The sequence below is a fragment of the Wylensekiella montiformis genome, from assembly GCF_009697385.1.
GTDB classification, from domain to species: domain Bacteria; phylum Bacillota; class Negativicutes; order Selenomonadales; family Selenomonadaceae; genus Selenomonas_A; species Selenomonas_A montiformis.
In genome coordinates this window covers 1-26,458 of the sequence record NZ_VUNL01000012.1, presented here as the reverse complement: position 1 = coordinate 26,458, position 26,458 = coordinate 1, and the positions used below count along the sequence as shown (strand labels likewise).

The 26,458-nt window shown below is 56.5% G+C and carries 27 protein-coding genes, 15 tRNA genes and 1 rRNA gene; 2 read left to right on the top strand and 41 right to left on the bottom strand.

All coding sequences use genetic code 11. The annotated features are described in order from the left end of the window. Nucleotides 1–131: 131 nt before the first annotated feature. The 4 genes from lacG to FYJ78_RS10370 form a co-directional block, all read right to left on the bottom strand. A complete protein-coding gene (lacG, locus tag FYJ78_RS10385) occupies nucleotides 132–1,562 on the bottom strand; it encodes a 6-phospho-beta-galactosidase (protein WP_154621312.1) in 1,431 nt (476 codons plus the stop codon). A 12-nt stretch (nucleotides 1,563–1,574) separates the two neighbouring features. Next, nucleotides 1,575–1,892, bottom strand: coding sequence for a PTS sugar transporter subunit IIA (locus FYJ78_RS10380; RefSeq protein WP_154621311.1), 318 nt, complete (start codon nucleotides 1,890–1,892; stop codon nucleotides 1,575–1,577). Nucleotides 1,893–2,007: 115 nt separating this feature from the next. Then, complete coding sequence (gene lacB / locus FYJ78_RS10375; RefSeq protein WP_154621310.1) at nucleotides 2,008–2,523, bottom strand: galactose-6-phosphate isomerase subunit LacB; 516 nt, start codon at nucleotides 2,521–2,523, stop codon at nucleotides 2,008–2,010. Nucleotides 2,524–2,549: 26 nt separating this feature from the next. Next, complete coding sequence (locus FYJ78_RS10370; RefSeq protein WP_154621309.1) at nucleotides 2,550–2,969, bottom strand: RpiB/LacA/LacB family sugar-phosphate isomerase; 420 nt, start codon at nucleotides 2,967–2,969, stop codon at nucleotides 2,550–2,552. Nucleotides 2,970–3,224: 255 nt separating this feature from the next. Here FYJ78_RS10370 and FYJ78_RS10365 point away from each other — a divergent pair, with 255 nt between their 5' ends. Continuing rightward, a complete protein-coding gene (locus FYJ78_RS10365; RefSeq protein ID WP_154621308.1) occupies nucleotides 3,225–4,031 on the top strand; it encodes a MurR/RpiR family transcriptional regulator in 807 nt (268 codons plus the stop codon). 88 nt (nucleotides 4,032–4,119) lie between these two features. Here the strand turns inward: FYJ78_RS10365 and FYJ78_RS10360 are convergent, their stop codons facing one another. From FYJ78_RS10360 to FYJ78_RS10275, 18 genes are all read right to left on the bottom strand, one after another. Then, complete coding sequence (locus FYJ78_RS10360; RefSeq protein ID WP_154621307.1) at nucleotides 4,120–5,049, bottom strand: 1-phosphofructokinase family hexose kinase; 930 nt, start codon at nucleotides 5,047–5,049, stop codon at nucleotides 4,120–4,122. A 16-nt stretch (nucleotides 5,050–5,065) separates the two neighbouring features. Then, on the bottom strand, nucleotides 5,066–5,920 hold the full coding sequence (locus FYJ78_RS10355; RefSeq protein WP_154621306.1) for a tagatose bisphosphate family class II aldolase: 855 nt from the start codon (nucleotides 5,918–5,920) through the stop codon (nucleotides 5,066–5,068). A 35-nt stretch (nucleotides 5,921–5,955) separates the two neighbouring features. After that, nucleotides 5,956–7,395: a family 1 glycosylhydrolase gene (locus FYJ78_RS10350; protein WP_195847945.1), complete on the bottom strand. Its 1,440-nt coding sequence runs from the start codon at nucleotides 7,393–7,395 to the stop codon at nucleotides 5,956–5,958. A 150-nt stretch (nucleotides 7,396–7,545) separates the two neighbouring features. Next, the gene (locus tag FYJ78_RS10345) at nucleotides 7,546–9,264 is read right to left on the bottom strand and encodes a methyl-accepting chemotaxis protein (protein ID WP_154621304.1); all 1,719 of its coding nucleotides are present in this window, start codon (nucleotides 9,262–9,264) and stop codon (nucleotides 7,546–7,548) included. A 223-nt stretch (nucleotides 9,265–9,487) separates the two neighbouring features. After that, the gene (locus tag FYJ78_RS10340) at nucleotides 9,488–10,132 is read right to left on the bottom strand and encodes a CBS domain-containing protein (protein WP_154621303.1); all 645 of its coding nucleotides are present in this window, start codon (nucleotides 10,130–10,132) and stop codon (nucleotides 9,488–9,490) included. Nucleotides 10,133–10,209: 77 nt separating this feature from the next. Then, nucleotides 10,210–10,923: an ABC transporter ATP-binding protein gene (locus tag FYJ78_RS10335; protein WP_408014454.1), complete on the bottom strand. Its 714-nt coding sequence runs from the start codon at nucleotides 10,921–10,923 to the stop codon at nucleotides 10,210–10,212. Continuing rightward, nucleotides 10,923–11,693 (bottom strand): ABC transporter ATP-binding protein, encoded by a 771-nt coding sequence (locus FYJ78_RS10330; RefSeq protein WP_154621302.1) that lies wholly within the window; start codon nucleotides 11,691–11,693, stop codon nucleotides 10,923–10,925. Before FYJ78_RS10330 ends, FYJ78_RS10335 begins: the two co-directional genes overlap by 1 nt. Next, the gene (locus FYJ78_RS10325) at nucleotides 11,693–12,643 is read right to left on the bottom strand and encodes a branched-chain amino acid ABC transporter permease (protein ID WP_154621301.1); all 951 of its coding nucleotides are present in this window, start codon (nucleotides 12,641–12,643) and stop codon (nucleotides 11,693–11,695) included. The genes FYJ78_RS10330 and FYJ78_RS10325 overlap by 1 nt, the downstream gene beginning before the upstream one ends. Before the next feature lie 12 nt (nucleotides 12,644–12,655). Beyond that, on the bottom strand, nucleotides 12,656–13,543 hold the full coding sequence (locus FYJ78_RS10320) for a branched-chain amino acid ABC transporter permease (RefSeq protein WP_154621300.1): 888 nt from the start codon (nucleotides 13,541–13,543) through the stop codon (nucleotides 12,656–12,658). Nucleotides 13,544–13,637: 94 nt separating this feature from the next. Next, nucleotides 13,638–14,813: an ABC transporter substrate-binding protein gene (locus FYJ78_RS10315; RefSeq protein WP_154621299.1), complete on the bottom strand. Its 1,176-nt coding sequence runs from the start codon at nucleotides 14,811–14,813 to the stop codon at nucleotides 13,638–13,640. A gap of 255 nt (nucleotides 14,814–15,068) precedes the next feature. Continuing rightward, nucleotides 15,069–15,611, bottom strand: a complete 543-nt coding sequence (locus FYJ78_RS10310) for a 3D domain-containing protein (RefSeq protein WP_154621359.1) — start codon at nucleotides 15,609–15,611, stop codon at nucleotides 15,069–15,071. 226 nt (nucleotides 15,612–15,837) lie between these two features. Further along, complete coding sequence (locus FYJ78_RS10305; RefSeq protein WP_235900004.1) at nucleotides 15,838–16,623, bottom strand: HAD hydrolase family protein; 786 nt, start codon at nucleotides 16,621–16,623, stop codon at nucleotides 15,838–15,840. Continuing rightward, nucleotides 16,607–17,143, bottom strand: a complete 537-nt coding sequence (gene rbr, locus FYJ78_RS10300) for a rubrerythrin (RefSeq protein ID WP_154621298.1) — start codon at nucleotides 17,141–17,143, stop codon at nucleotides 16,607–16,609. The genes FYJ78_RS10305 and rbr overlap by 17 nt, the downstream gene beginning before the upstream one ends. A gap of 235 nt (nucleotides 17,144–17,378) precedes the next feature. Next, the gene (locus FYJ78_RS10295) at nucleotides 17,379–17,759 is read right to left on the bottom strand and encodes a hypothetical protein (protein ID WP_154621297.1); all 381 of its coding nucleotides are present in this window, start codon (nucleotides 17,757–17,759) and stop codon (nucleotides 17,379–17,381) included. A 112-nt stretch (nucleotides 17,760–17,871) separates the two neighbouring features. Then, nucleotides 17,872–18,408 (bottom strand): universal stress protein, encoded by a 537-nt coding sequence (locus FYJ78_RS10290; protein ID WP_154621296.1) that lies wholly within the window; start codon nucleotides 18,406–18,408, stop codon nucleotides 17,872–17,874. A 13-nt stretch (nucleotides 18,409–18,421) separates the two neighbouring features. Next, nucleotides 18,422–19,606, bottom strand: coding sequence for an ABC transporter permease (locus tag FYJ78_RS10285; RefSeq protein WP_328597708.1), 1,185 nt, complete (start codon nucleotides 19,604–19,606; stop codon nucleotides 18,422–18,424). After that, entirely contained in the window at nucleotides 19,587–20,681 is a 1,095-nt protein-coding gene (locus FYJ78_RS10280; RefSeq protein WP_154621295.1) for an HlyD family secretion protein, read from the bottom strand. Before FYJ78_RS10280 ends, FYJ78_RS10285 begins: the two co-directional genes overlap by 20 nt. 79 nt (nucleotides 20,682–20,760) lie before the next feature. Next, on the bottom strand, nucleotides 20,761–21,249 hold the full coding sequence (locus tag FYJ78_RS10275; RefSeq protein WP_154621294.1) for a MarR family winged helix-turn-helix transcriptional regulator: 489 nt from the start codon (nucleotides 21,247–21,249) through the stop codon (nucleotides 20,761–20,763). 188 nt (nucleotides 21,250–21,437) lie between these two features. Here FYJ78_RS10275 and FYJ78_RS10270 point away from each other — a divergent pair, with 188 nt between their 5' ends. Next, the gene (locus tag FYJ78_RS10270) at nucleotides 21,438–21,827 is read left to right on the top strand and encodes a methylglyoxal synthase (RefSeq protein WP_154621293.1); all 390 of its coding nucleotides are present in this window, start codon (nucleotides 21,438–21,440) and stop codon (nucleotides 21,825–21,827) included. 90 nt (nucleotides 21,828–21,917) lie between these two features. Here FYJ78_RS10270 and FYJ78_RS10265 read toward each other — a convergent pair whose 3' ends face one another. From FYJ78_RS10265 to rrf, 19 genes are all read right to left on the bottom strand, one after another. Continuing rightward, nucleotides 21,918–23,042 carry a DUF362 domain-containing protein gene (locus FYJ78_RS10265; protein WP_154621292.1) on the bottom strand — a complete coding sequence of 375 codons (1,125 nt, stop codon included), beginning with the start codon at nucleotides 23,040–23,042 and terminating at the stop codon, nucleotides 21,918–21,920. Between the two features lie 31 nt (nucleotides 23,043–23,073). Further along, nucleotides 23,074–23,205, bottom strand: coding sequence for a hypothetical protein (locus FYJ78_RS13100; RefSeq protein ID WP_268878437.1), 132 nt, complete (start codon nucleotides 23,203–23,205; stop codon nucleotides 23,074–23,076). A gap of 177 nt (nucleotides 23,206–23,382) precedes the next feature. Further along, nucleotides 23,383–24,735, bottom strand: coding sequence for a lipase family protein (locus FYJ78_RS10260; protein WP_195847944.1), 1,353 nt, complete (start codon nucleotides 24,733–24,735; stop codon nucleotides 23,383–23,385). A 143-nt stretch (nucleotides 24,736–24,878) separates the two neighbouring features. Beyond that, nucleotides 24,879–24,964 (bottom strand) — tRNA-Leu (locus FYJ78_RS10255). A gap of 22 nt (nucleotides 24,965–24,986) precedes the next feature. Further along, nucleotides 24,987–25,073 (bottom strand) — tRNA-Leu (locus tag FYJ78_RS10250). 22 nt (nucleotides 25,074–25,095) lie between these two features. After that, a tRNA-Leu gene (locus FYJ78_RS10245) sits at nucleotides 25,096–25,181 on the bottom strand. 20 nt (nucleotides 25,182–25,201) lie between these two features. Then, nucleotides 25,202–25,288, bottom strand: a tRNA-Leu gene (locus FYJ78_RS10240). A gap of 31 nt (nucleotides 25,289–25,319) precedes the next feature. Further along, nucleotides 25,320–25,408 (bottom strand) — tRNA-Leu (locus FYJ78_RS10235). Between the two features lie 18 nt (nucleotides 25,409–25,426). Then, nucleotides 25,427–25,500 (bottom strand) — tRNA-Gly (locus FYJ78_RS10230). An 8-nt stretch (nucleotides 25,501–25,508) separates the two neighbouring features. Continuing rightward, nucleotides 25,509–25,584 (bottom strand) — tRNA-Thr (locus tag FYJ78_RS10225). A gap of 8 nt (nucleotides 25,585–25,592) precedes the next feature. Next, nucleotides 25,593–25,668 (bottom strand) — tRNA-Phe (locus FYJ78_RS10220). A gap of 52 nt (nucleotides 25,669–25,720) precedes the next feature. After that, nucleotides 25,721–25,797 (bottom strand) — tRNA-Asp (locus FYJ78_RS10215). Between the two features lie 13 nt (nucleotides 25,798–25,810). After that, a tRNA-Val gene (locus FYJ78_RS10210) sits at nucleotides 25,811–25,886 on the bottom strand. Between the two features lie 6 nt (nucleotides 25,887–25,892). Beyond that, nucleotides 25,893–25,968 (bottom strand) — tRNA-Lys (locus FYJ78_RS10205). Nucleotides 25,969–25,976: 8 nt separating this feature from the next. After that, a tRNA-Glu gene (locus FYJ78_RS10200) sits at nucleotides 25,977–26,051 on the bottom strand. A 23-nt stretch (nucleotides 26,052–26,074) separates the two neighbouring features. Further along, nucleotides 26,075–26,150: transfer RNA gene (locus FYJ78_RS10195), tRNA-Lys, on the bottom strand. A gap of 6 nt (nucleotides 26,151–26,156) precedes the next feature. Further along, a tRNA-Gln gene (locus tag FYJ78_RS10190) sits at nucleotides 26,157–26,233 on the bottom strand. Between the two features lie 23 nt (nucleotides 26,234–26,256). Then, nucleotides 26,257–26,332, bottom strand: a tRNA-Asn gene (locus tag FYJ78_RS10185). 4 nt (nucleotides 26,333–26,336) lie between these two features. Continuing rightward, nucleotides 26,337–26,453 (bottom strand): 5S ribosomal RNA (gene rrf / locus FYJ78_RS10180). Between the last annotated feature and the right edge of the window lie 5 nt (nucleotides 26,454–26,458).

Sequence of the window (26,458 nt, the reverse complement as noted above, 5' to 3'; positions counted from 1 at the left end):
TGTTCGTGTTTTCATGTTTTGAAAATGTTTTCAGACGGTTTCCGCCTGTTTTCCCGACGAAATAGAAACTGGCAGCCCTCGGCGTATCCGGGCTGCCAGTCTGTTGTCAGGAAAAATATCGGTTCGAAGGATCAGTATGTCACGTCTTCGATCGGCACCAGCTCGCCCCGCTGCGCCATGAGACGGTACCAGTATGCGCTCTTCTTCGGATAGCGCTTCTGATCCTTGTAGTCGACGTAGAAAAGGCCGTAGCGCTTGTTGTAGCCGTTGCTCCATGACAGCACGTCCATGAGGCTCCAGATATAATAGCCCTGTACATTGACCCCTTCGTCAATGGCCTGCAGGATGGCTTCGAGATGGCGGGAAACGTAGTCGATGCGCGGCGTATCGTCAATCCTGCCGTTTTCAAAGGTATCTTTATAGCCCATCCCATTTTCCGAAATGTAAATCTTTTTATAGTTCGGATAGTCGCGCGCAATCCGCCGCAGCTGATCGTGCATGCCCTGCGGGTAGATTGGCCAGTCCCAATCCGTAGTCGGCACGTCGGGATTCGATACGCGGGCGCCGATGCCCTTCAGGGCAAAGACGCTCGTCCCCTTTTCGCCGGTGCTGTTGTTGAACACCTTGCTCTCGCCGTCCCATGCCTGCAGGAAATGGCTCGAATAATAATTCATGCCGAGGAAGTCGATCTGGCCGGCCGCAGCGGAAAAGTCTTCAAAATCCGACGGCTCTGTGACCAGCGTGCCGTGGTTCTTTTCCAATATTTCGCCGATCAGCGCCATCGTTTCGTCCGAATAATGTCCCAGGAAGCAGGCGTCGAGCATGAAGCGGTTGGAAATCGCGTCGTCCAGATCGCGGGCATGGCGGTCTTCCGGCTTGTCGGAAATCGGCACCTTGCCCTCAAGGGTATGGACGATGCCAATCTCGCCGGGCAGATTCATACTCTTGTAAAGGGAGAGCGCCCGTGCATGAGCGACCATGAGATTGTGCTCGATCTGGATGGCCTTGGCGATCTGGAACGTCTCATTCGGCGGGAAATTGCCCGCGATATAGCCGTTCTGCGCAATCGACCACGGTTCGTTGAAAGTCGCCCACTTCTTCACGCGGTCGCCGAACGCTTCAAAGCAGATTTTGGCATAGTCGACGAATTTGTCAATGAGCTTCCGGTTCAGCCAGTGCCCGTCCTGAAAATACGGCAGCGGCGTATCGAAATGATGCAGGGTCACGAAAGGTTCCACGCCCTGACGGATGCACTCGTCGATGAGGCTGTTGTAATAGTCGATGCCGGCCGGATTGACCTTGCCCTCGCCGTCCGGCAGGATCCGCGTCCACGAAATGGATATGCGGATGCCGTTGACGCCGAAATCATGGCAGAGCTGCAGGTCGTTCTTATACTGATGATAGAAATCGCTGGCCGGATCCGCCTGAAAGCGGCTGCCCGGACGATTCATATACTCATCCCATACGCAGGGGCCCCGTCCATCCTCGCACGTCGCTCCCTCGACCTGATACGCCGCGGTAGCGCCGCCGAAGATGAAGCCCTGCGGAAATTTCTTTGCCATACAAAACGCTCCTTATTGATCCCGGAACATCCGGAGAAACCGCTTGTCCATATCCGACAGCAGCATGGCCGTCATCAAATGATCCTGTGCATGCACCGTGAGGAATCCGATCTCGATATCCTCGCCGGCCGCTTCCTTCGTGATGAGCTCCGTCTGCTGGTTATGCGCGCCGAGGATCAGCTCATCGCCTTCCTTGATCAAGGCTTCTGCCTTATCAAAGTCTTTCTTGCCGATCGCGTCCATCGCATCGAGGAATTTCGTGCGGGCGTCGCCGGAGTAGGCGACGATCTCCATCGCGACCATCGCCATATCGTCCTTTGTCATTGCCATATCTATTCACCCTTTTTATTGTTTTCTATTATGTAATCGTTTTATATAGTATAACACGTTCAAGGATTGCGAGCAATTACGCAAATTCGTTCCGTTTCCGTCAGATTCCGTCATCTCAGTCGTGATAGAATCCTTCATCCCATTTTTTCAGGCATTCGTCAAAGAGATGATCGTTTTCGATGCAGTCATTTTCCGGAATCATCGCGTCAATTTTTGCGATCAGCGCGTCTTTTTCCGGCGTCGGCTTGTACTCCGCCTTGAGGAACGCGTCGAGAATGTATTCGATCGTGCCGATGCCGACCACGCGCCCGCCGCAGCCGATCACGTTGGCGTTGAGGTTTTCTTTGGCGGCTACGGCCGTCTGCACATCCGTCACACAGGCCGCGCGGACGCCGCTGACCTTCTGCGCGGCGTTGTTGATGCCGATGCCCGTACCGCAGATGCAGACGCCGAGGTCTGCCTCGCCGGTAGCGACCAGCTTGCCGACTTTGCGCCCGTAAATCGGGTAATGCGTGCGGATGAAGTCGTGCGTCCCGACGTCGATGACCTCATGGCCCTGTTTTTTCAGAAACTCGGCAGCCTTTATCTTGATATCCGTGACAATATGGTCACAGCCGATTGCGATTTTCATAGTCTTTTTCCTCCTCTGTCTTCCGATCAAAGCTCACGGTTCAGCATGTCGATGCGAATCTGATGGCGGCCGCCGTCGTATTCCGTCTTGACGAAGTTCTCGGCCAGCTGGCAGGAAAGCGCGTCCGCCGTGATGTTTGCGCCCAGCGCGATGATCTGCGTACTGTTGTGATGGCGCGTCATGGACGAGGTATAGTCCTCATAGGTCGGCGCGCAGACGATGCCGTGGTTCTTCGACGCGATCATAAACGGCGCTACGCCGTAATCATCGATGACGATGCCGCGCGTGGTGCCGCCGTCCTGGATGGCATGGACGACATTCATCGTCGCCGTGAAAATATCCGCATCGGAAAGATCTTCCATTTCATAGCCCTTGCCGGACAGATATTCCTTTACCGTATCTTTGAGTTTTGCACCAGCCTGATTGGCTGCAATCGCTACTTTCATCTTCTCCGTCTCCTTTATCGATCATGGATTTGCCGTAGATTCAGCTTATGGTTTTATTATAGGGCTGCCCGAAGGCCTTTTGTTTTCATGTTTTGAAAACGTTTTCGGGACAGACATCCCGCCCTGATGTCAGGCGCCGGAAAAACGTGATATAATAGCGGTAAGGGATTGTTTTATCATCAGGGAACCGCCTTTTGCAGGCGTCCCGCCGGGCGAGGGGAGATTTGGCCCGGTCATCAAGGGGAGAAAATGTCTATGCTGATTAAAATCGACCATGACTTTCACGAGCATCTGACCGATACGGAAAAGAAGGTCATCAATTTCATCAACATGAACACGGACAAGATTTCGTCCATGTCCATCAGCGATGTCGCCGAAGCGACGTATTCCTCGCCGGCTACGGTATCGCGCACGATCAAAAAATGCGGCATATCCGGCTTCGCGGAGCTGCGCTATCTGCTGACCCGTCAGCCGGAAACCGAGCGGGACGATATCGAGGTCAATGAAATTTTCAACAAGTCGCTGATGGAGGTGTCCAACACCATCGATCATCTGAACATCGACACCATCCTGTCCGTCGTGCGGGAGATTCGCGGCGCTAACCGGATCTATCTGCTCAGCCGCGGCCTTACGGAGCATGTTGCACAGGAATTCGCGCTGAAGCTCCAGATCCTCGGCATCAATGTCTTTTCCAATTCCGATCCGTCCATCATGCAGGAGATCACCAGTCATGTCAAGCGCCGGGAGCTGGTCATCATTTTCACCTTGTCCGGCAAGACGCCGGAGCTGGTGCAGGCCGCGGAAAACGCCGCTTCGCTCGGCGCCCGCATCATCACGATCACCTGCGGAGCGCCGGACACCCCGCTCGCGCGCCTTGCTCAGGTCACGGTATTCGGCTATAAGCATCAGCATGTGTCGATCAAGAGCGTCGATGCGACTTCGCGTCTGCCGCTCTACGTCATCAGCCGCATCATCATCGATTATCTGACCATGCAGCAGCAGCAGGAAAAAGAAAAGGCCGCCCGCAAGGAAGCCGCCTATCGCAAAGAGCACTATTTCTGAGGCCGCCGGACGTCACCGCGGCACATTCCGATAAACAAAACATGGGCTGTGGAATCAGGCCAACTGGTTTCCACAGCCCATGTTTTGTTTATCGGATTTTTTCCACGCGAATCCGCGGCAGAAGCGATTCGACGGTTTCTCTGCGCACAAAGCCGCTCTCTTCCTCCATGGCGTTGGCGGTGCCGCAGGCCGCGCCGAGGCGCAAAACCTCCTCCACCGAAAGATGGCGGGCCAGACCGGCGGCCACGCCGGCTACATAGGAGTCCCCGGAGCCTACCGGATTGCGGCAGGAAACGGCGGGAACGGTCACCCGGTAAAGCCTGCCGCCGGCGCCGGCGATCGATCCCTGCGCGCCGAGCGAGACGACAGCCAGCGAAATCCCTTCGTCCAGAAACTCGCGCACCGCGCGGAGGATGTCTTCTTCATCCTCTGCCGCGCAGCCGCGCAGCGCCTGAATCTCATCCTTGTTCGGCTTGATGAAATACGGGGCCGCCTCAATGCCGCGCGCCAGAAGGCTGCCGCTGGTATCCAGAAGGAAAGGCTTTCCCGCGTCCTTCGCTGCGCGGATCAGGCCGGCGTAAAAATCGTCCGACACGCCGCGCGGAACGCTGCCCGAGGCAACGACGACATCGGCCTGCGGCAAAAGCTGCCGGTACTTTTCCGAAAAGAGGTCCAGCTCCCGGGCGCAGATTTCAGGCCCCGGCTCGAGGATCTCCGTCTGAGCGCCGTCCGGGGTCAGAATGGCCAGACAGGAGCGCGTCTCGCCGGCCACGGGGACAAAATCTCCCCGGATGCCGTATTCCTTGGTCTTTTCCGCGATAAATTCGCCGGATTTTCCGCCCAAAAAGCCGGTGACCAGCACATCCTCGCCCAATATCGTCGCGACATTGGCGACATGAAGGCCTTTGCCGCCCGGCGTGTTGTCGACGGACTGCGCGCGCATGACCGTTCCTTTCGTCAGCGACGCAAGCTGATACCGCTTGTCCACCGAGGCGTTCAGATTAATGACCAGTATCATAAGATGTCCTCCGCAGTCAGCAGCGGTTCTGGCTGCCGCAGACTTCAATCTTATGGCGCACGATGGCTTTCATGGCCTCTTTGCCCGGCGTCATGTATTTGCGCGGATCGTTGGCCTCTGGGTTTTCCTTAAAGAAGGATTTGACGGCGTTCGAGAACGGAATCTTGAGGTCGGTCGCGACATTTACCTTGCAGATGCCCAGCGAGATGGCTTTCTGCACCAGTTCATCGGGGACGTCCGAGGCGCCGTGCAGGACCAGCGGAATGTCTACGCGGCTGCGAATCTCCTTCAGGCGCTCAAAGTCCAGTTTTGGCCGCCCCTTGTACAGGCCATGCGCTGTGCCGATCGCCACGGCAAGGCTGTCAATGCCCGTGTCCGCCACATAGCGGACGGCATCATCGGGGTTCGTATAGGCGCTGTCTGCATCCGCCACGACCAGATCGTCCTCCTGCCCGACCAGCTTGCCAAGCTCCGCTTCGACCGAAGCGCCGCAGGTATGCGCGAAGGCCACGACCTGCTTTACCTTGGCGACATTTTCCTCATAGGGGAGGCGGGACGCATCGATCATCACGCTGCGGCAGCCCGCTGCCACCGTCGTCTCGATTTCCTTTACATCCTCATGATGATCCAGATGGAACGACATCGGAATGTCATATTTTTCCATGGCCGTGCCGGTCAGGGCGATCAGGTAATCCTTGTCGGCATAGCGGACCGTCGACGGAGTCGCCGCAATGATGACCGGCGAACGCATCTCATGACAGGTATCCACGACGACCTGAAAGGTTTCCAGATTGTGAATATTGAACGCCGGTACCGCGTAATGATTGCTTTGCGCGTCGCGCAGCATCGCATTGGTGTTATGTAATTTCATGACAATCTCTCCTTTGAGAAACAGATAGAGCCGTATCAGTGCGCCAGCACGCTGGCGCGGAGCGCATCAACGGTGAGCATGATGCGCCGCGCAGAAAGGTCGCGGAACCAGAATGCGCTCTTCTTGGGGAAGCGCCGTCCCGATTCATCCACATAGAACAGGCCGTAGCGCTTATCGTAGCCGCCGGTCCATGACATGGCATCCAGCATCGACCAGACGAAGCAGCCGCGTACATCGACGCCTTCTTCCATGGCGTCCAGCACCGCGCTCAGGTGCTGACGCAGGTAATCGATCCGGTCGTCGTCCTCGATCATGCGCTGGCCATCCGGCCCGGGAGCCGGCAGGCTTTCATGAAGCCCCAGCCCGTTTTCCGTCACATAGATCGGCCGGTGCGGATATTCTTCATGGATGCGCAGCAGCATATCGTAGAGCCCATGCGGAAAAATGGACCAGCCCCAGTCCGTCGTCGGTACATCCGCCCGCCCCAGACGGCGGCTGATTCCCTTCAGCGCATAGCTACCGGTATCGGCCGGCTGAGCCGCTCCGTCCCGCCATGCCTCGCAGAAATGGCTGGCATAATAATTGACGCCAAGAAAATCCAGCTGGCCGGCCGCCTTATCCAGCGCGGCCAGATCGTCCGGCGCGGGATCAAAGAACTCCGGTTCCTGACTCAGAATCGCGCGGATCCCCGCCATCGTCTCCGCGGAATATCCACCGGCCAGTACGCCGTCCAGCAAAAACCGGTTGGTCAGCGTATCGTCCAGAGACGCCGCCCTCTCGCTGCCCGGCGAACCGGCCAGCGGATAAACGGACTCCGCGCGATGGACGATGCCGATTTTCCCCGGCAGTCCCATTTCTTTATACCGGATGACAGCCCGGCTGTGCGCCGTCAGCATGCTGTGCAGGGCAAGGACGGCCTTGCCGGCAGCAAAGCGCTCCGCCGGAGGGAACTGCCCGGCAACATACTCGTTCATGACGAGGGAAACCGGGTCCTTCATGGTAATCCAGTACCGCACCATACCGCCGAAGCGCTCAAAGCATACCTGAGCATAATGAAGAAACTGCTCGGCAGTCTCAGGCGCCAGCCATTCCCCGCGGTCAAAGAGAAAGAGCGGCGTATCAAAGTGATACAGCGCAACATACGGCTCAATCCCATTCTCCCGGCAGCACCGAATGACATCCTGATAAAAGCGGACTCCTTCTTCATTGACCGTTCCCTGCTCATCCCGGATGATGCGCGTCCAGGCAAGGGAAATCCCCAGCGCCCGGATATTGAACGCGCGGCAGCGGGCAATGTCCTCCCGGTAAGAGGTATAGAATCCGCTGGCGTTCCTGGCATCAAAGGTACTGTCCGGACGCGCATACCAGCGGTCCCATGCACAGGGAATCCGGCCCGCCGCATCGACCGCACCTTCGGTCTGATAGGCGGAAATCGTCGCGCCCAGCACGAAATCACGGGGCAGCATGCGTATCATAGACGTCCTCTCCTTTCCACAGTTTTCATTATAGGGATTGTGCCGCCCGGTTTGTTTTCGGCTTTTGAAAATGTTTTCAGCACGCAAAAAAGGCCTGCCGCATGATATGCTCATGCGGCAGGCCTTACGTTTTCTTCTGCCTTAAATGCCTTAAAATTGGAATTTCTGCAGCGTCTCCTGCAGCTGGCCAGCTAAATGGGCCAGCGCCTCACTGGCCGTCGCGATCTCGCTGGCCGAAGCGGACTGCTCTTCGGACGCGGCCGAAACCGTCTGCATCTCGTCCGCGACCTTCCGCCCTTGCTGCTCAATGACCGCCATCTGCTTTGTGATGCGCTCCGTATCTTCACCGGCTGACTGCACCAAAGCCTGCATGGTTTTCACCGCCTCGCCGACCTCCTGAACCAGCGTCCGGATTTCCCGGAATACAGCGCGCAGCTCATTGACGGACTGTGCACCGGCATCCACAGCGTCGCGCCCCGTCTTCATCGAAGCTACCGCCTCTTCCGTATCCGTCTGAATCCCCGTGATCAGTCCGGTGATCTGCTGTGCTGCTTCGCCCGACTGCTCCGCCAGCTTGCGGACTTCCTCCGCCACCACAGCGAAACCGCGGCCATGCTCGCCAGCCCGGGCAGCCTCGATTGCGGCATTCAGCGCGAGCAGATTTGTCTGTTCGGCAATGCCGGAAATCGTTTCGACAATCGTGCCGATTTCCTGTGAACGCTCCCCGAGCTTGTCCACGATCTGTGCGGATTCCTGCACATTCTGCACGGCGCTCTGAATCTGCCGCACGGTGCTGTCTACCGAATGAGCACCCGTACCGGCCTGTTTCTCGGCCGAATCCGCCCGGTCCGAAACGCGGCCGGCCTGTTCGCGGATCGAAGCCACCGACTCCGTAATCTGCCGCACGGCCTCATTGCTGCGGTTGACCGACTCCTGCTGGTTCTCTGCCGCGCCGGCAGCATCTGTCACCGATTGCGCGACCTGCGCCGAAGCCTGTGCGGACTGCTGCGAGTTCGCGGTCAGTTCCTCGCTGGAGGCAGCCATCTGCTGCGTGGATTCATTGGTCTGCCGCATCAGATGATTCAGTTTTTCCCTCATATCCGCCACGACATCCGCCATTTCGCCAAACTCATCGCCGCGCGTCACTTCCCGCTCTACGATGCGGAAATCCCCGTCTCCCATACGGCGGCACGAATCCATCATCTTATGAAGCGGATTCGTGATCTCACGGGAAATCCAGAATGCTCCGCCAAAGAGCAGAAGAAGGGCCAGCAGACTATAGATCAGCATCGCCCGTCCGGCCGCCTGCTCCGTCTCTTCAATCTGTTCATAGAGGGATGCGGCATCCTGCTGGACCGTCTGCTGCTCTGCTTCCAGCGATTTCCGGAAGTCCGTGGTCGCATCTGCCGCGTCCTTGCGCAGATACGCCTCCGCACCGGTCATGTCGCCGGCCTTTGCCAGATCCATGACATGATGCTGCGCCGCATAAAACGCCTTCCAGTTCTTCTGTATCAGCTGGCTGGCCGCCTGAGACTCTGCCGAGCCGTCCAGGACCTGATCGAACGCCTTCTGATTGTCCTCAAAGCGCTGCTGAATCTCCGCCGCATCCTTGTTCAGATCCGCAAACCGTGCCTCATCATGCGCCGACATAGCCAGCGCCGCCCTCGACTGCATATCGCGCATCATAAACTTGGCCTCGCCGATATAGTATAGCTGCTGCATATTTTGCTGATACATCGAGTTCAGCATCTGCCGGGACTCCTGAATCGTAGAGTACCCTCGCCAGCCGATGACGGCCATGCCCACCGCGGCGATGACCACCAAAATCAGAATCTTGAAAGCCACCCGGATATTGTTAACAAACTGCATACGTTTACACTCCTTCCCTTTCTGTTCCTTTCATTACATTCTTTTCTATTCTTCCGCAGCGAATAAAATCCTTTCCCATCGAAAAAAATGATGAAACAGATTCTTTCTCCATTCCAAAAAATCTGCTAAAAATGGATAAAATGGGAAAAATCACTCGAGCAAAACGCGCTGCCCGGCAACGCGCCGGCCATGCAGCTGCGCATGTCGGCTGCCCAGCCGTCTCTCAGCCGAACCTGACCGTATGGATTACCTTATATCCTTTGGCCTCGATTTCCTTCGTGACCTTCTCCACATCGGGAATATCGCCGCGGACGACAATCTCATAAGTTCCGTCCTTCTGGCGGCAGGTGACCAGACTGTCAATCGACAACCCGTTCGCCGTGAACACGCCTGAGATGTCGTTGACCACGCCGACCTTGTTGTCGGTCATGACCGTCAGGCGCGTTTTGCCCGCGGTCAGATCCATAACATCCACAAACGTCTTAAAGATATCGGTTTCCGTGATGACGCCGACCACAGCGCCGACACGCGAGACGACCGGCAGGCCGCCGATCTTCTTGTCATACATGATGAGCGCCGCTTCTTCAATCGTCGCGTCCTCGCTTACCGAAATGACGTCCTTCTGCATGATGTCGGCTACCTTCATCCGGGCCAGCAGCGATTTCTCCTCGTAACGGGACAGCGTAGTGGCCGGCGAGGGAGAAACACGCATGAGATCCTTATCGCTGAAAAAACCGACCAGTCTGCCATTCTCAACGACCGGCAGGCGGCGGAAATGCCCCTTCTTCATGGCCAGAGCCGCATCATCCAATGAGGTGTCCGGCGTGACCGTAACGGGATTTTTGGCCATTCGATTTGCTACAAACATGGTATTTTCCTCCGTTTCGCGCACAATATTTCCTGATATAGAAGGGATTCGCCAAAATACGGCGAATCCCTTTTTTCTCAACCGCCCAGATAGGCTTTGCGCACTTCCTCGCTCGCCGCCAGTTTTGCGGCATCGCCGGACAGGGTGATGCGCCCCGTTTCCAGCACATAGGCGCGGCTGGCGATGGAAAGCGCCATATTGGCATTCTGCTCGACCAGCAGCACCGTTGTTCCCGCCCGGTTGATGTCTTCAATGATATGGAAGATTTCCCGGATGAGCAATGGCGCCAGTCCCATGGACGGCTCATCGAGCAGCAGCAGCTTCGGACGGCTCATGAGCGCACGGCCCATGGCGAGCATCTGCTGTTCGCCGCCCGAGAGCGTACCGGCGACCTGACTTTTGCGCTCCTCCAGACGCGGGAATAGCTCGAACACCCGCTTGAGGTCCGCCCGTATCCCATCCTTGTCCTTGCGCGTAAAAGCGCCCATATCCAGATTTTCCATCACGGTCATCTCGGCAAAGATACGGCGTCCCTCGGGGACCTGCGAGATGCCCTGCCGCACGATCTCATGCGCCTTGACCCCCGCGATCTCTTTTCCCTCGAAGGAAATCGAGCCGCTTTTCGGCCGCAGCAGTCCCGAAATCGTGCGCAGCGTCGTCGATTTGCCCGCGCCGTTGGCGCCGATCAGCGTGACGATCTCGCCCTGATTGACCGTGAGACTGATATCCTTGACGGCATGGATGGCGCCATAATAGACGTTCACGCCTTTGAGTTCCAACATGCTGCCCATTATGCTTCGCCTCCCAAATATGCGCGGATAACTTCCGGATCCTTCCGAATCTCCTCCGGCGTGCCCTGCGCGATGATCGTGCCGTATTCCAATACATAAATGCGCTCACAGATCCCCATGACCAGACTCATATCGTGCTCAATGAGCAGAATCGTCAGCCCGAATTCCCGGCGTATCCAGGAAATCATTTCCATGAGTTCCTTCGTCTCCTGCGGATTCATGCCGGCCGCCGGTTCATCGAGCAGCAAAAGCTTCGGCTTCGCCGCCAGCGCCCGCGCGATTTCCAGACGGCGCTGTGCGCCATACGGAAGGTTTTTCGCCAGTTCGCCGGCCTGCTTTTCCAGATGGAAAATCTCCAGCAGCTTCATGCTTTCGGCTTCGATCTCTTCCTCCTCCCGGAAATAACGGCCGGCCCGGCATACCGCTTCAAGCAGGCCGTACTTCACATGGAAATGAAACGCGATTTTGACGTTGTCCAGCACCGTCAGTTCCGAGAACAGCCGAATGTTCTGGAACGTGCGCGCAATGCCGCGCTGCGTGATCTGATAAGGTTTGAGTCCGACGATGCTCTTGCCGTCAAAAACGATTTCGCCCGTCGTCGGCTGGTAAACGCCGGTGAACAGGTTGAACGCCGTCGTCTTGCCCGCGCCGTTCGGGCCGATCAGGCCGACCAGTTCGCCGCGGTCGATATGGACATTGAAATCCGAAACCGCCTTCAGGCCGCCGAATACCTCCGAAACGTCCGTTGCTTTTAATAATTCGCTGGCCATCAGTTATGACCTCCCTTCCGGAAAATCCTGCGGAATATGCCCATATTCGTAACCTCCATGTAGCCGAAGAGTCCCTGCGGACGATAGAACATCAGCAGGATCAGCGCGAGCGCATAGATAATCATGCGGAATTCGGGCCAGCTGGCCAGTGCCGCCGAAATAAAGGTGACGACAAAGGCGCCGGCGATGGATCCGGTGATCGATCCCAGACCGCCCAGTACGACCATGATGAGATAGTTGAAGGACTGCATAAAGGTAAACGAGGCCGGATTGATGATATAGAAGCAGTGGGCAAACAGTCCGCCGGCCACTCCGGCAAAGGCCGCGCCGATGGTAAAAGCCATGACCTTGTATTTCGTCGTATTGATGCCCATGGACTCCGCCGCGATCTCATTTTCCCGGATGGCCAGGCAGGCGCGTCCATGCGTGGAATTTACGAAATTCTTGATAAAGAACAGCGCGAACAGCATGAGGAAAAAGACCCAGGCGAAATTCGTATGATGCGGGATGCCCTTGAATCCTGCCGCACCGCCGACATACTGGATATTCATGATAACGATGCGGATGATCTCGCCGAGGCCCAGCGTCGCGATGGCGAGGTAATCGCCGCGCAGACGAAGGGTCGGAATCCCGATGAGAAAGCCGAGGAACCCGGCCGCCGCGGCGCCGGCCAGCAGGGCAGCGGCGAACGGCGCATGAAAATTCGTCGTCAGCACTACGCCCACATAGGCGCCGACCGCCATGAATCCCGCATGGCCCAGCGAAAACTGGCCGGTATAGCCGTTGATGAGATTCAGGCTCACGGACATGATGACATTGATGCCGACGATCAGCAGGTTGAGCTGCCAGAAAGAATTCAGCACGCGCCCGGAGATCAGCCCCTGCAGCACAGCGAACAGGACGACGGCAAAGCCCAGCATGATGAAGTCATTTTTGCGTAAATATTTCATGATGCGCCCTCCTCAGACCTTTTCCTTGGTATTCTTGCCGAACAACCCGGTCGGCTTGAACAGCAGGACGAGAATCAGGATGGCGAACGCCGCAGCATCGCGGAACGTCGACGAGACGAAACCCGAGACAAAAGCCTCGACTACGCCGAGAATCAGTCCGCCGACCACGGCGCCCGGCAGGATGCCGATACCGCCCAGCACCGCCGCGACAAAAGCCTTGAGGCCCGGCATGATGCCCATGAGCGGATCGATTGAGTTGTAGTATACGCCGACCAGTACGCCCGCGACGGCCGCCAGCGCCGAGCCGATGCCGAACGTGATCGAAATGATGCGGTCCGAATCGATGCCCATGAGCTGCGCCGTTTCCGTATCAAACGAAGCGGCCCGCATGGCTTTGCCGGTTTTGGTTTTCTGCACGACATAGGTCAGGATGACCATGAGCACGGCCGTAATGCCGAGAATCAGCATCTGCTGGCCGTTGATGACGATGCCGCCGACCGTCACCGCCACATCGCCGAACATCGCGGGGAACGTCCGCGGCGTCGGCGATACGAAATACATGCTCGTATATTCCAGAAAAAAGGATACGCCGATAGCGGTGATGAGTACGGAGATGCGCGGCGCATGGCGCAGCGGCTTATAAGCCAGCTTCTCCACCACCATGCCGAGAATACCCGTAACCACAAAAGAAATCAGGAGCGCCGGCACAATCGAAAGATGCGCCTGCGTAATAGCAAAAAAGCCGATATAGGCGCCGACCATATAAATATCGCCATGCGCGAAATTGATGAGCTTGATGATGCCGTAGATCATCGTATAGCCCAGCGCGATCAGCGCGTAGATGCTGCCCAGCGATATGCCGTTCACCAGCTGCTGCAGGATCTGCTGCGTCACTTCCATAATTTGTCCTCCTCAAAGCGTCCGTCTGCAATGGACAGGCTTTCATAGTACAAGAGGCCGCATTCCTGCGGCCCCCTGAATGTTTCTTATTCCATCAGTTTCCGGCATCCGGCATGATCTTTGCCACCATGACGCGGTCGCCGTTCTTGTTCTCCAGAATCACTGCCTGCTTGATCGGATTATGATCTTTATCCATCGTGATCGTACCCGTGCCGACTTTCAGATCCTTCGTCTCCTCCAGTGCTTTCTGGATCTTCTCCGGATCGTCGCTGCCCGCACGCTTGATCGCGTCAGCAAGCATCTTGCCAGCATCATAGCCCAGCGCGGCGAATACGTTCGGAGCATGGCCGTATTCCTTCGTGAAGGCATCGACGAAGCCCTTTACCTCTTCGTCCTTATCGGAATAATGCGTGCTGAAATATGTGTTGTTCAGGGCGTCCGCACCGGCGATATCCGCTACTTTCGGATCATCCCAGCCGTCCGTACCGAGGAACGGCTGCGTAAAGCCGAGCTCGCGGGCCTGTTTGACGATCTTGCCGACCTCTTCATAGTAAGCCGGAACGAATACGACATCCGCGTTGGCGGTCTTGAGCTTCGTCAGCGCCGCCTTGAAGTCCTGATCCTTGGCCAGGAACGCTTCTTCCATGACGACCTTGCCGCCGGCCGCCTCAAACTTCTCTTTGAACACTTTGCCGAGGCTCTTGGAATAGTCCGAGCTGTTGTCTACATAGATGACCGCCGTCTTTGCCTTGAGTTTTTCCACGGCGAATTTCGCCATGACGGAACCCTGCTGCGGATCGATGAAGCAGCTGCGGAACACGAACGGCTTGACGCTGCCGTTTTCCACCGTCACATCCGGGCTCGTGGCACACGGAGCGATGATCGGCACTTTGTTGTCCGTCGCAACCTGCGTTTCCGCGATGACATTTGCCGTTACGGCCGGTCCGACCAATACCTTGACCTTATCGTCCGAAATCAGCTTCGTCGCAGCGTTGACGGCCTCGGAAGCCTCTGATTTGTTATCCGCCTCGACCACCTTGATTTTCTTGCCATTGATGCCGCCGGCATCATTGATTTCCTTGATGGCCAGATTGAATCCGTCCAGCGTGGCCTGTCCGTAGTTCGCGACATTGCCGGTGCGCTCGAAGTTGGCGCCCACCTTGATCTCATTCTCGTTTTCGCTGCTGCCGCAGCCAGCCAGTACGCCGCCCATGAGCATCGTGCCAGCCAGCACGCTCATGAGCTTCAGACTTTTCCTGCTGAAATTCATACGAAATCCTCCTCTGCATTCTCCTGCTTCGTGTCTGTCAAACGATTCAATGATGAACTTTATTATAGGTTACAGGTTTACATAAGTCAATACCTTTCCGGCAAGATATCCTGTATTCTTTATCCATTTGTTCCCGCGAGGCAGACTTTCCTGCCATTTTTATGCGTTTTGTATCGTTTATATAATATTTCCCTGATAAAAGTGCATGGCCGGCGGGCAGCCCCGCCGGTCCGGAAATGCGAAACAGCACGGCGGTCACTCCAGAATATACACCTCGATGTTTCTGCGGCCGAATGCCAGCGCCTCGCCGTGCGTATCGAACGCGACATCGATATGATGGCCCCGGATCGCTCCGCCGGTATCTTCCGCCACCGCTTCTCCATAGCCGGGAATATAGACGCGCGTCCCCATCGGAATGACCTCGGGATCCACGGCGATTACGCCGCGCCGCACCAGCGTCCCCGCCGCCGTATAGCAGGAATTGCCGGGGTCCTGGGCACTGTACGCCGTAGCGGAAACGTAAAGAACCCGCCCGACAGCGCCGCGGGGCGTCTCCGGCTCATAGCTGCGCCCGCCGGAAAGCACCCGGTAAGTTGCATCGCCGCAAATCCCGTCAGCCGTCAGTCCGTTGGACTGCTGAAAGCTGCGGATGGCAGCCACGGTTTTCGGGCCGCATATGCCATCCGCCCCGCCGTCAAGATACCCCTGATCGATCAGAAGATTCTGTACATGGCGCACCGAATCGCCCCGCGAGCCGTCCCGGACAAGAATGGAGGCCAGCGCTGCGGAGGAGTGCATACAGATAAGGAGAAATACAGTCACCAGAAAAAAGAGGATACGCCTGTTCAATAAAACCACCTCACCAAAGCTTCTGTTGTTCTGCTTACATCTATGGATTCTACGCCTGCCGTATCATACTCTCTTACTTTATCACAAACCGGCTTATTTCGTCAAACTGGACAAATGGCTTTCGTCCACATACAAAAAGCGGATGCGTGAGACTTGCTCACCCATCCGCTTTCGCTCAAAGATGATCCCGAAGCATGCCGCCGACCGTGTCATAAACGCCGCAGGCGGCATCCTGCATGAACGGGCGGGCCGTTTTGACCGTAAAGCCGTGAAACCGGCGGATCATTTTCAGATCGTTTTTGTCATCGCCGATAACCAGCAGCTCACGGCCGCGCCACGGACCGTCCTCCATCATTTTCATCAGGCCCCAGCCCTTGTCCGCTTCGACCCGGTTGATATCGAGATAGCTCCGGTTGATATTGCCCCCCAGCATAGGAAAGCGGGCATGAATATCGTCCGAGACCTGCTGCGCCTCTTCGGGCGTATTCAGCTTCATGCTGACCTGTACGACGTCCGAAAGCAGCGGCGCGGCCTCAATGGTCAGCGGCCGGACCAGCGCCATGCTCATAGCGGGATTCGGCCGGATGCTGTACGCCTCCCGGGCCGTAAAAACCAGCAGAGGCAGATCGTTTTCCCGCACCGCCGGAAGATCCAGCAGCTGCTTCACCACAGACGGCGGAATCGGCAGACAGTGAATCATGCGGCGATCCGCATCGACCGACACCGCGCCGTTGTTGCAGACCAGAAAATCCACCCGGATATCATACGGCGCGAGGCCCTCCTCGATCAGGGGCAGCCCCCTTCCCGTGGCGATGCCGAATTTATGTCCGGCCGCCTGCCAGGCCCGCACCGCCGCCAGATTTTCCTCGGGAACCGGCTGATCGATGGGACGGAACGTCCCGTCAAAATCCGTCGCGGCGATCTTCATGCCCATATCGCCCCGCTCAATAGTTTTCCGCATGAAGTTCAAAGAAGCTCTGCGGATGAGCGCACACAGGGCATACATCCGGCGCCTTCGTCCCGACGACGATATGGCCGCAGTTCCGGCATTCCCAGATCTTGACTTCACTACGCGCAAAGACCTCGTCCTGTTTCAGATTCTTCAGCAGGGCGCGGTAGCGCTCCTCATGGTGCTTCTCGATCTCCGCCACCATGCGGAATTTTTTCGCCAGTTCCGGAAAGCCTTCCTTATCCGCCGTCTCAGCAAAGCCGGCATACATATCCGTCCACTCATAATTTTCACCGGCAGCGGCAGCTTCCAGATTGGCCGCCGTATCGCCAATGCCTTCCAGTTCCTTGAACCACAGCTTCGCATGTTCTTTTTCATTGTCCGCCGTTTTCAAAAACAGCGCGGCCATCTGCTCAAAGCCGTCCTTTTTCGCCCGCGACGCAAAGTAGGTATACTTGTTGCGTGCCTGACTCTCGCCAGCAAAGGCGGCTTCCAGATTCTTCTCGGTCTGAGTTCCTGCGTACTTGCTCATAACTTCCCCTCCTGTATCGTCAAAACCTTTATTCCTCCCTATTGTATCACATTTCTTCCGACCCTGCCATATTTCCCGAAGCGCTCTTCCGGGCAAAAAGAAAACAGCCACCTGCCTGCGCCCGGTGGCTGTTTTCGTGAATCCTTTCCATATTTCATATTGTGCTGATTCCTTTCCCGTTTTCTGTGCTTATACGCAAAAGCACATCTCTTCTCCGGCCTTATGCCCGGCCGCATCAAATCGATGCGCTGAACAGCGACCCTTTCGGCACTTCCGTCCCCGACGCATAAGCCAGCCGGTACGGCTCCGCCGGCGCCAGCAGATTTTGCTGCTGCCGGATGCTCGATCCGCTCAGCTTCGTCTCCGAGACGACCCGGTTTCCCTCCATCTTCGTCAGCAGCAGCGAACCATCCGGCAGAATCTTCGTCAAGGTCACGGTCTGCCCGTCTTTCTGCCCGCTTTCTCCTGATGTATCAGCTTCCGTCGCAGCGCTGACGCGCTCAAACATCTCGCTGAAATCCCCGGCTGCCGCGCCGACTTTCGAATGATGCGAAGAATCTGCCGATTCATCCCAAAAGGAAAGGCCGCGGATCCCGCTAATGGCACGAATACTCATGGTATTTCCCCCTTCTGTCCATCGTCAGGAAAATTCCTGCATGTTTATTATCACGCAAATCCATTAAAATTCGCTGGGAGAAGGGGATTTGTAATGGAAATATAATCTGACTTCACGTTCCGCCATGACCGGACAGGCAGGCGCCGCCCTCGTCCCAGTCATCCGGCATTCCCTTGCACAGGAGTACCGGACACGGCGCCTGCTGCAGCACCGCATTGGACACGCTGCCGATCAGCAAGCTGTGAAAAGCGCCGAAGCCGCGCGACCCCATGACGATCAGCCCGCTTTCTTCCTCGGCGGCCACGGCAGGGATGATCTCCCGCGGATCGCCGGACTCCACCCGCGTATGCGCGCGAATCTCCTCCGGCACCACATGCATGAGATCGGCCAGAAAACGATAGGCGGCAATCTTCAGCTCCGCCGGAACATAGCCGCTCAGACTGACCCGTTCAAAAGCAGAAACCGTCTTGTCGTAATCCACGACCATGAGCAAGGTAAGCTCCGCCCCGGTCGCCGCGGCCAGACGGATCGCTTCACGAAACGCGCGAAAAGCCTGCCCGGATCCGTCGGTCGGAACCAGAATGCGCTCGCACCGAATCTCTGTTTTCGGCCGTGTTTTGATCTGTTCGATGAGTTCTTCGGTCGACATACCTCTTTCCTCCTCACTGCACGGCATCCGCCTTCATCTGCTGCAGATGCTCCCTCTGCCATTCCTCCTGCGCAAGATGCCGGATAAGCGCTTTGCGCGCCGTATAAAAACGGAGACAGAAAAGAATGGCCACCGCCCCCATATAGATCAGAAACGCGCCGAAAAGCTGCAACACATCCGCCAGCCCCGCGCCGCGCGCAATGACATCGCGCTGAAAATGGAACGTCCAGGTCAGCGGAAACACATGGCTGAGCTGCACGACCCATGGTGAATAAAAGGTCACCGGGCCGGTCATGCCGCCCAGAATAAAACCGCCGGGGATGAAGAGAATCATACGGCTCGACGCAATGCCCGGATTGGCCGCCGTCCAGCCGAAAAACAAACTCAGCGTGCCCGTCGTCAGGATGAGGAAAATCTGCAGAAACAGAAACGTCAGCAGGCTGCCGGAAAAAATCAGATCGCCCCAGATGCGGAGCACCGCCATGCCCAGCACCCAGGAGACGAGCAGACAGCCGCCGTACGGCAGCAGACGAATCACGAGATCCCACGGCGTCCCGTTCAGCAGAATGTCATCGAGCTGATGCGTCAGCCGGAGGCGCGGCACCATGCCGATCGTCGCGAAGGTGAAAAACATCGACCCGAAAAAGAACAGGAATCCCAGCGTCTCGCCATTGCTGGTCGAGCCCTGAGGATTGAACAGATTGCGCGCCGCCAGCTGCACCTGTCCCTGAACTGTATCGTTCGTGCTGCCGATATCGCCATGCGCCTCCGCCTGATCCAGTCCGACGATTTCATTCAGTGCCGCTTTGATGTCGCTGGTCTGCGCCGTATTGGTATTGTCGTAGAACACGCCGATATGCGCGGCCTGCCCCGTATAGCGGTCCTTTTCCAGCCCCGGCGGGAAATAGAGGACCGCTACGGCGCGATCCTGAAAAAAGAGCGACTTCGGATCCGCCGCCGTATGCAGGACGGCGGTCACGTCCATATATTCTGACGCATCGATTTCACTGATCAGCTCGCGCGAATAAGCCGAATGATCCAGATCGATGACCGCGACCCTGGCCTCCCGGGCAATATTGCCGGAAAGCAATACGGAAAGAATCACCGTAATGACCATCGCGACCATGATGCTTACCTTCTCATAGGGCATGCCCTGTCCGGAGAACAGAAATTTTACCTCATCTCTCAGCGAATGCACTGTCCTTCACTCCAATCGTCATGCCCGGCAGGATTCCTTCCTGCGGTTCCACATAAATCCGAACCTGAAAGGAGGACAGATCCGCCTGACCCTTTTCCCGCGACTGCTTCAGATCCGCAAACCCCGGCGCCTGCGACAGCAGACGAATCGTCCCCCGGACCTTCCGGTTCCCGGCCACCGTAACGCCGATGATTTCCTGCCCCTCGCTGAGTCCCGCCGCCTGCTTCTCACTGATGTAAATATCGTAATAGCTGCGGCTGCTTTCCAGCAGGACAACCGGAACAGACGGGGACACCATCTCGCCTTCCTTGGCCAGCACCTTGAGAATCTTGCCGTCCTCCGGCGCGCGCAGGGTCAGACGCTCCTTCGCCACTTCCAGCTCCCGGAGCTGTACCGTCAGCGCCTGCCGCTGCCGCATCAGGGCGTCCGCCTCATTGCCCATATTCGCCGCGGCCTGCCGCTCCTGAGCGATCGTATCCGTCGGGCTGCCGTTTGAACCGGCCAGAAGCTTCTGCAGCAGCTCCTGCTGCTGCGCCACATTGGCCTGCGCCACGTTCCAGTTCATTTCCGCCTCATCCATCTGCGACTGGGCGATGGCTCCGACCGACAGCAGCGATGCCTTGCGGTCGTAATCCAGCCGGGCATTCCGGAGCGTCGCCGAAGCTGCGGCGACGGCAGAACGCTGCTGTTCAATCTGACGCCCGCTCTGCTGCTCATCCGTATCCGCCTTCTGATAGCTGATTCCCTGCTCTCCGTTCTTCGCCCGAATCTGCGCGTCGACCTGCGCGATCTGAGCTTCCACCTTTTTTATCGCCAGATCGGTATCCGTAGAGTCCAGCCGCATGATGACATCGCCCTTTTTCACGACATCGCCCTCTTTGACCGCCTCTTCCGCCAGACGCCCGCTGACGGAATCAAAGGACATCCTGACCTGCTCGGCCGTCAAAATGCCCTCCTTTTTTTCCGTAGCCAGCGCCAGCGCGTCGTTTCCCTTATACATCAGGGCGATTCCGCCCAGAATCAGCAGGGCGATAAAGGCGATGCCAGCCCTCACAGCTCTCTGTTTCGTCGTCATAATTCTACACTCCTTATTAAAAATTAGTTTGATTACTAACTATATGAAGAAAGCACGGCGCAGCCCGCCGTTTTCCCTATCAGTCGCCCGCCATTTTTCGCAGCAGCCGGATCAGTTCCTTCTGCTCCGCCTCCGTCAGCTTCTCCATCAGACGGGTAACGCGCAGATAATGCGGCGGAAGAATCTCTTCCATGAAGGCGCGGCCCTGTTCCGTCATAACGGCCAGCTTGCTGCGCCCATCGGTTTCCGCCGGCTTCATGACGACCAGACCGTCGCGCTCCATCCTCTGAAGCATATTGCTGATGGTCGCCCGGGTCACGCCGACCTTGCGGGCCAGAACAGAGGGCGCCACGCCTTCTTTGCCATGCTGGTGCAGGACGATCAGTGTGCAGAACTTCCCCTCCGAAAGATGGTATTCCCGCTGCAGGACATCCAGAATGGACTGCTGAATCTCCTCGCCCACCGCCTTGATGCCCAGCATGGCGATCACGGATGCCGGATCGATCTCCGGAATGATGGTTTTATGATATTCCAGTTCCTCCCATGTCGGGATCATTTCTCGTTTCATCCTGCATCTCCTCAGTTAATTAGCTTGCTAATTAACAATTATAAATGGTTTTCCCGGAAAGTCAACGGATATACAGAGAGAAAGTATTTTCTGAATTTCAATAAATCACAAACAAATTCTTTACGCTAAACGGAAAATGTTCTATACTGAAGGGAGTAAGGGCTTACATCGAAAAAGGGAGTGGTTACATGCAGACTATCGCACTGATTGCCCATGACAAGAAAAAGCAGGAGATGCTGGACTTTGTCGACCATCACAAGGATCTTCTCCGTCACTTTCATCTGATCGCCACGCGCACGACAGGTACGCTGATCAATGAACACTTTCATCTGAATGTCGAAACCATGATGTCCGGGCCGCTGGGCGGCGACCAGCAGATCGGCGCCCGCGTCGCTACTGAGCAGGTGGATTACGTCATCTTCCTGCGCGATCCGCTCACCTCTCAGCCGCATGAGCCGGACATCAACGCGCTGCTCCGCCTGTGCGATGTTCACAACATCCCGCTGGCCACCAACCGCCGCAGCGCGCATATCCTGCTGCAGTACGCGGATCAAAAGCTGAACAAAGCACAGTCCTAAGCTGGACGTCCTATGAAAAAAGCGGGACTTTGCAGAGTTTTTCCTCTCTGCAAAGTCCCGCTTTTTGCGTTCGTTTCTTCTTCCGCCCGGTCACTTCAGCACGACCAGCTCATAGGCACGCGAGCCCATGCCGATTTTTTCCGCATGTTCCAGCGTCTCCTTCCAATGCACGTTGGGATTGCTGTCCAAAAAGACATCATGATGATGATGCCAGTCCGGCTGATCCAGATGATCCGACAGCTGGCTGTTCGCCAGCGGAGCCGCCTTCTGGCAGGCGTCTGCGCAGGCCTGATCCAGCGCGACCGGGTCAAAGGACGCAAACATCCCCAGATTTGGGAGAATCGGCGCATCATTTTCCCCATGGCAGTCGCAGTTCGGCGAAATGTCCATGGCCAGATTCACATGGAAGCAAGGACGGTCCTGTACCACGGCCTGCGCGTATTCTGCCATCTTTTTATCGAGCAGATCGCCGGCATCCCATTGCTCATTGCGGATCGCAGAGAAGCTGCAGGCTCCGATGCAGCGCCCGCAGCCCTTGCACAGATCCTTGTGGATATGCGCCTTGTTGTTCTCATAAGTAATCGCCTGAGAGCCGCATTCCTTCGCGCACTTCCGGCAGCCGCGGCACAGCTCTTCATCGACCACGCATTTTCCGGAGGAGTGCTGCTCCATCTTTCCGGCGCGGCTGCCGCAGCCCATGCCGATATTCTTGATCGCGCCGCCAAATCCCGTCATTTCGTGTCCCTTGAAATGCGCCAGACTGATGAAGACATCGGCATCCATGACCGCGCGTCCGATCTTGGCGGCCTTGACGTATTCGCCGTTCTTTACGGGGACCTCGACATCATCCGTCCCCTTGAGGCCGTCGCCGATGATGATCTGGCAGCCCGTCGTCGTCGGATTGAATCCATTGAGATTCGCGCAGTCCATATGCTCCAGCGCATGTTTGCGGCTGCCCGGATACAGCGTATTGCAGTCCGTCAGAAACGGGACGCCGCCCTGCTCCTTCACGAGATCAGCAAGGACTTTGGCATACTGCGGCCGCAAAAAGGCCATATTGCCCAGCTCCCCGAAGTGCATCTTGATCGCCACAAACTTCCCGTCCATATCGATTCTCCGGAATCCGGCGGCCAGACAAAGAGTCCGAAGCTTCTGCAACAGACTCGTTCCCACCTGAACCCGGAAATCCGTAAAATAAACCTTTGCTTTCTCCATTGCTTCCCCTCCCAATAATACACTACAAGAATTATACCATACCAGCCTGATGCTTGTCCTGAAAGGATTTCAACCATACGAAAATAACCGTCAGCGGCTTTCTCGTCACCAGCTGACGGCTATTTCCCTTGTTCTGTTGTTTGTTCCATGTAGCTTGTTCCATGGGATTTACCGGCCCATTGGAATCTCCTCCCTTTCCTTCACTTCCATGTCGGCTGCCATCGGATTGCTGAACTCTTTCCTTTGGCTTACTTATACTATACACGATTCCCGCCGGAATGTCAATAAGTTTTCAGAACTTTTATTGTATTCTGTATGCAATATGCGGCAAGGGATTGTCTCAGCGCTGCGCCTGTTCTTCCGCCCCGGCTGCCGCCTGTTTCAAATGCGCATCGCGCTGCTCCGCGGCCTTCATCTGCAGATACGCAGTCCCCTCCAACGGAGTCAGATTGCGGGCCGTCGTGCTCAGCACCTGCATGGTCAGCAGATTTCCCCGCACATCGTACAGGGACTCCTCCAGCGACACGCGGAAATTATACTTTTCCTGGCGGATGCGCACGGCCTGATAGCGCTGCGTGAGAATATACGCACAGCCCGAAGCGGCGGCCTGACGGCGCAGTTCCCGCATATTCCCGGCGTCCGCCGCAGCAAAGACGATAGGCTGATACGAAAGTTTGAGCATATCCCGCACCGCTCTTTCCATATACGGCTGATCTTCCCGGATATGCGCATCGAGATCAAAACGGGCCGGGGCGGCCAGTATTCCACCGTCCAGTTCAGCGGGCCTGCTGCCCAAAAGCAAGGGCTTTGCCCCGCTCTCGGGACGCGCCTCCTGATCGCTGCGTATCGCCTGATCCAGATACACCACCATCTCGTGCGCAAAGCGCTCGGTATTCCGGTTCGGTTTCCAGCTCACACGGTTCCCATACTGGACGAAAGCGCCGCCGGACAAGGTCTGAAGAACGCCCTGAACCGGATCTCCCTCCATCGTGATCCGGGTGAGCTGCATCCGCTTTTCATAAGCGCGGGCAAAAGCCTCGTTCCCCACAGCCGGCGCGCCAAAGGTAATGACCTGCAGCTGTTCCGGGCGCACGCCCATATCGGCCAAACGCGCCGCAGCCAGCGTAGCGGCCGCACCGCCCAGACTATGACCGGTCAGATAAAGCACTTCCGCCGGATGCGCGCGAAGCTCCTCCGCCATCACCTCGCCGGCCGTTCGCCCGCCAAAAGCCGGCAGTGCCTGATGAAACAGCGCCGTCTGCGTATAATCATTGAAGCCCTGATGGACCAGCGGACGGGAAGCGTCCCTCACACCGGAGGCGGCCATCGCGCGAAATTCTTCCGGCGTCTTCCCGCCAAACGGGACGCGGCCAACGCGAAGATCGATCTCTGCATCCTTAAGCCGCTCCGTTCCCGGAAAAGCCAGCAAATAGAAACCGTTCCCATCAGCCAGACGCCGGGAAACCAGATGGAACCGGCCGTCAGCCGCCCGGTTGATCGTCTCATTGGAATCAAAATGCCAGCCGGACTTTATCAGCCACTGCCGGGTCAGAAGATTCAATTCTTCACTATAGGAAGCCATCGATACCAGCCCTGCGGCGACATAAAGCTCCGACGGAGGAATCGCCGCCTGAACCATCCTCAGCGGGAAAAAGAACATCATCGTCAGCAGAAACAAACCAGCAGCACGCATCACACCGCGCCTCCTTTCAATCTTTAAACAGAATAACAGGAAAGCGCCGATCTGTAAACGCCATCCAAAACGTTCATCAAGAAAAATCTCCGCGCCGAACGAAAAGAAAAAAAAGAGCCGATACACAGCTCCTGATTCCAAAATGGTGCGGTCGATGGGACTTGAACCCATACGTCTTGTGAACACTACCCCCTCAAAGTAGCGCGTCTGCCAATTCCGCCACGACCGCAATATTCGATTGAACAAAAAAATGGTGCGGACGAGAGGACTTGAACCTCCACGGTATCACTACCACTAGTACCTGAAACTAGCGCGTCTGCCGATTCCGCCACGTCCGCATGATATGAAAAACGAAGAAAATGGTGCGGTCGATGGGACTTGAACCCATACGTCTTGTGAACACTACCCCCTCAAAGTAGCGCGTCTGCCAATTCCGCCACGACCGCAATATTCTGTTGAAAAAAAATGGTGCGGACGAGAGGACTTGAACCTCCACGATATCACTATCACTAGTACCTGAAACTAGCGCGTCTGCCGATTCCGCCACGTCCGCATGATATGAAATTATATACAGATACTAAAGGTGGTGCCGAGGACCGGAATCGAACCGGTACGGTTGTTTCCAACCGACGGATTTTAAGTCCGTTGCGTCTGCCAGTTCCGCCACCCCGGCAGTATCTTTATGTCAAAATGGAGCGGGTGATGGGAATCGAACCCACGTGATCAGCTTGGAAGGCTGGAGCTCTACCATTGAGCTACACCCGCAAAGCAAGTGGAGCTGGCGAGAGGAATTGAACCCCCAACCTGCTGATTACAAGTCAGCTGCTCTACCAATTGAGCTACACCAGCTTGAAAAATGGTGCCTCAGAGCGGAATCGAACCACTGACACGGGGATTTTCAGTCCCCTGCTCTACCGACTGAGCTACCGAGGCATATTTACCAAGTCGCAATATATTATAACACATCGCTGTGCAATAATCAAAGTGGCGACCCGAATGGGACTTGAACCCATGACCTCCGCCGTGACAGGGCGGCATTCTAACCAACTAAACTACCGGGCCGTATAAAAAGAAATGGTGGGCGATAACAGGATCGAACTGCTGACATCTTGCTTGTAAGGCAAGCGCTCTCCCAGCTGAGCTAATCGCCCATAAAATGGTGACCCACCACGGAATCGAACCGTGAACCTACTGATTAAGAGTCAGTTGCTCTGCCAGTTGAGCTAGTGAGTCATGAAAAATGGTGACGCGTATGGGATTCGAACCCATGAAGCCGCCGTGAAAGGGCGGTGTCTTAACCGCTTGACCAACGCGCCATACTATCAAGTGGATGATAAAATGGTGGCTCACCCGGGATTCGAACCCGGGACACCCTGATTAAAAGTCAGGTGCTCTGCCAACTGAGCTAGTGAACCAATATATGGCTGGGGTAGCTGGACTCGAACCAGCGGATGCGGGAGTCAAAGTCCCGTGCCTTAACCGACTTGGCTATACCCCAATCACCCCAGGGTATGAACAAAATGGCTCCTCGAGCAGGATTCGAACCTGCGACAGCCTGATTAACAGTCAGGTGCTCTACCGGCTGAGCTATCGAGGAATGAAACCGGCAACTTCCTATCCTCCCAGCCCGTCTCCAGACAAGTACTTTCGGCCTCTGAATGCTTAACTACTGTGTTCGGTATGGGAACAGGTGGAACCATTCAGGCATCGTCACCGGATATTC

Bases quoted from the DNA above. Each gene is read 5' to 3' on its own strand.
- lacG (WP_154621312.1), bottom strand. From the start codon at position 1,562: ATGGCAAAGAAATTTCCGCAGGGCTTCATCTTCGGCGGCGCTACCGCG.
- FYJ78_RS10380 (WP_154621311.1), bottom strand. From the start codon at position 1,892: ATGGCAATGACAAAGGACGATATGGCGATGGTCGCGATGGAGATCGTC.
- lacB (WP_154621310.1), bottom strand. From the start codon at position 2,523: ATGAAAATCGCAATCGGCTGTGACCATATTGTCACGGATATCAAGATA.
- FYJ78_RS10370 (WP_154621309.1), bottom strand. From the start codon at position 2,969: ATGAAAGTAGCGATTGCAGCCAATCAGGCTGGTGCAAAACTCAAAGAT.
- FYJ78_RS10365 (WP_154621308.1), top strand. From the start codon at position 3,225: ATGCTGATTAAAATCGACCATGACTTTCACGAGCATCTGACCGATACG.
- FYJ78_RS10360 (WP_154621307.1), bottom strand. From the start codon at position 5,049: ATGATACTGGTCATTAATCTGAACGCCTCGGTGGACAAGCGGTATCAG.
- FYJ78_RS10355 (WP_154621306.1), bottom strand. From the start codon at position 5,920: ATGAAATTACATAACACCAATGCGATGCTGCGCGACGCGCAAAGCAAT.
- FYJ78_RS10350 (WP_195847945.1), bottom strand. From the start codon at position 7,395: ATGATACGCATGCTGCCCCGTGATTTCGTGCTGGGCGCGACGATTTCC.
- FYJ78_RS10345 (WP_154621304.1), bottom strand. From the start codon at position 9,264: ATGCAGTTTGTTAACAATATCCGGGTGGCTTTCAAGATTCTGATTTTG.
- FYJ78_RS10340 (WP_154621303.1), bottom strand. From the start codon at position 10,132: ATGTTTGTAGCAAATCGAATGGCCAAAAATCCCGTTACGGTCACGCCG.
- FYJ78_RS10335 (WP_408014454.1), bottom strand. From the start codon at position 10,923: ATGGGCAGCATGTTGGAACTCAAAGGCGTGAACGTCTATTATGGCGCC.
- FYJ78_RS10330 (WP_154621302.1), bottom strand. From the start codon at position 11,693: ATGGCCAGCGAATTATTAAAAGCAACGGACGTTTCGGAGGTATTCGGC.
- FYJ78_RS10325 (WP_154621301.1), bottom strand. From the start codon at position 12,643: ATGAAATATTTACGCAAAAATGACTTCATCATGCTGGGCTTTGCCGTC.
- FYJ78_RS10320 (WP_154621300.1), bottom strand. From the start codon at position 13,543: ATGGAAGTGACGCAGCAGATCCTGCAGCAGCTGGTGAACGGCATATCG.
- FYJ78_RS10315 (WP_154621299.1), bottom strand. From the start codon at position 14,813: ATGAATTTCAGCAGGAAAAGTCTGAAGCTCATGAGCGTGCTGGCTGGC.
- FYJ78_RS10310 (WP_154621359.1), bottom strand. From the start codon at position 15,611: ATGCACTCCTCCGCAGCGCTGGCCTCCATTCTTGTCCGGGACGGCTCG.
- FYJ78_RS10305 (WP_235900004.1), bottom strand. From the start codon at position 16,623: ATGCGGAAAACTATTGAGCGGGGCGATATGGGCATGAAGATCGCCGCG.
- rbr (WP_154621298.1), bottom strand. From the start codon at position 17,143: ATGAGCAAGTACGCAGGAACTCAGACCGAGAAGAATCTGGAAGCCGCC.
- FYJ78_RS10295 (WP_154621297.1), bottom strand. From the start codon at position 17,759: ATGAGTATTCGTGCCATTAGCGGGATCCGCGGCCTTTCCTTTTGGGAT.
- FYJ78_RS10290 (WP_154621296.1), bottom strand. From the start codon at position 18,408: ATGTCGACCGAAGAACTCATCGAACAGATCAAAACACGGCCGAAAACA.
- FYJ78_RS10280 (WP_154621295.1), bottom strand. From the start codon at position 20,681: ATGACGACGAAACAGAGAGCTGTGAGGGCTGGCATCGCCTTTATCGCC.
- FYJ78_RS10275 (WP_154621294.1), bottom strand. From the start codon at position 21,249: ATGAAACGAGAAATGATCCCGACATGGGAGGAACTGGAATATCATAAA.
- FYJ78_RS10270 (WP_154621293.1), top strand. From the start codon at position 21,438: ATGCAGACTATCGCACTGATTGCCCATGACAAGAAAAAGCAGGAGATG.
- FYJ78_RS10265 (WP_154621292.1), bottom strand. From the start codon at position 23,042: ATGGAGAAAGCAAAGGTTTATTTTACGGATTTCCGGGTTCAGGTGGGA.
- FYJ78_RS13100 (WP_268878437.1), bottom strand. From the start codon at position 23,205: ATGGAACAAGCTACATGGAACAAACAACAGAACAAGGGAAATAGCCGT.
- FYJ78_RS10260 (WP_195847944.1), bottom strand. From the start codon at position 24,735: ATGCGTGCTGCTGGTTTGTTTCTGCTGACGATGATGTTCTTTTTCCCG.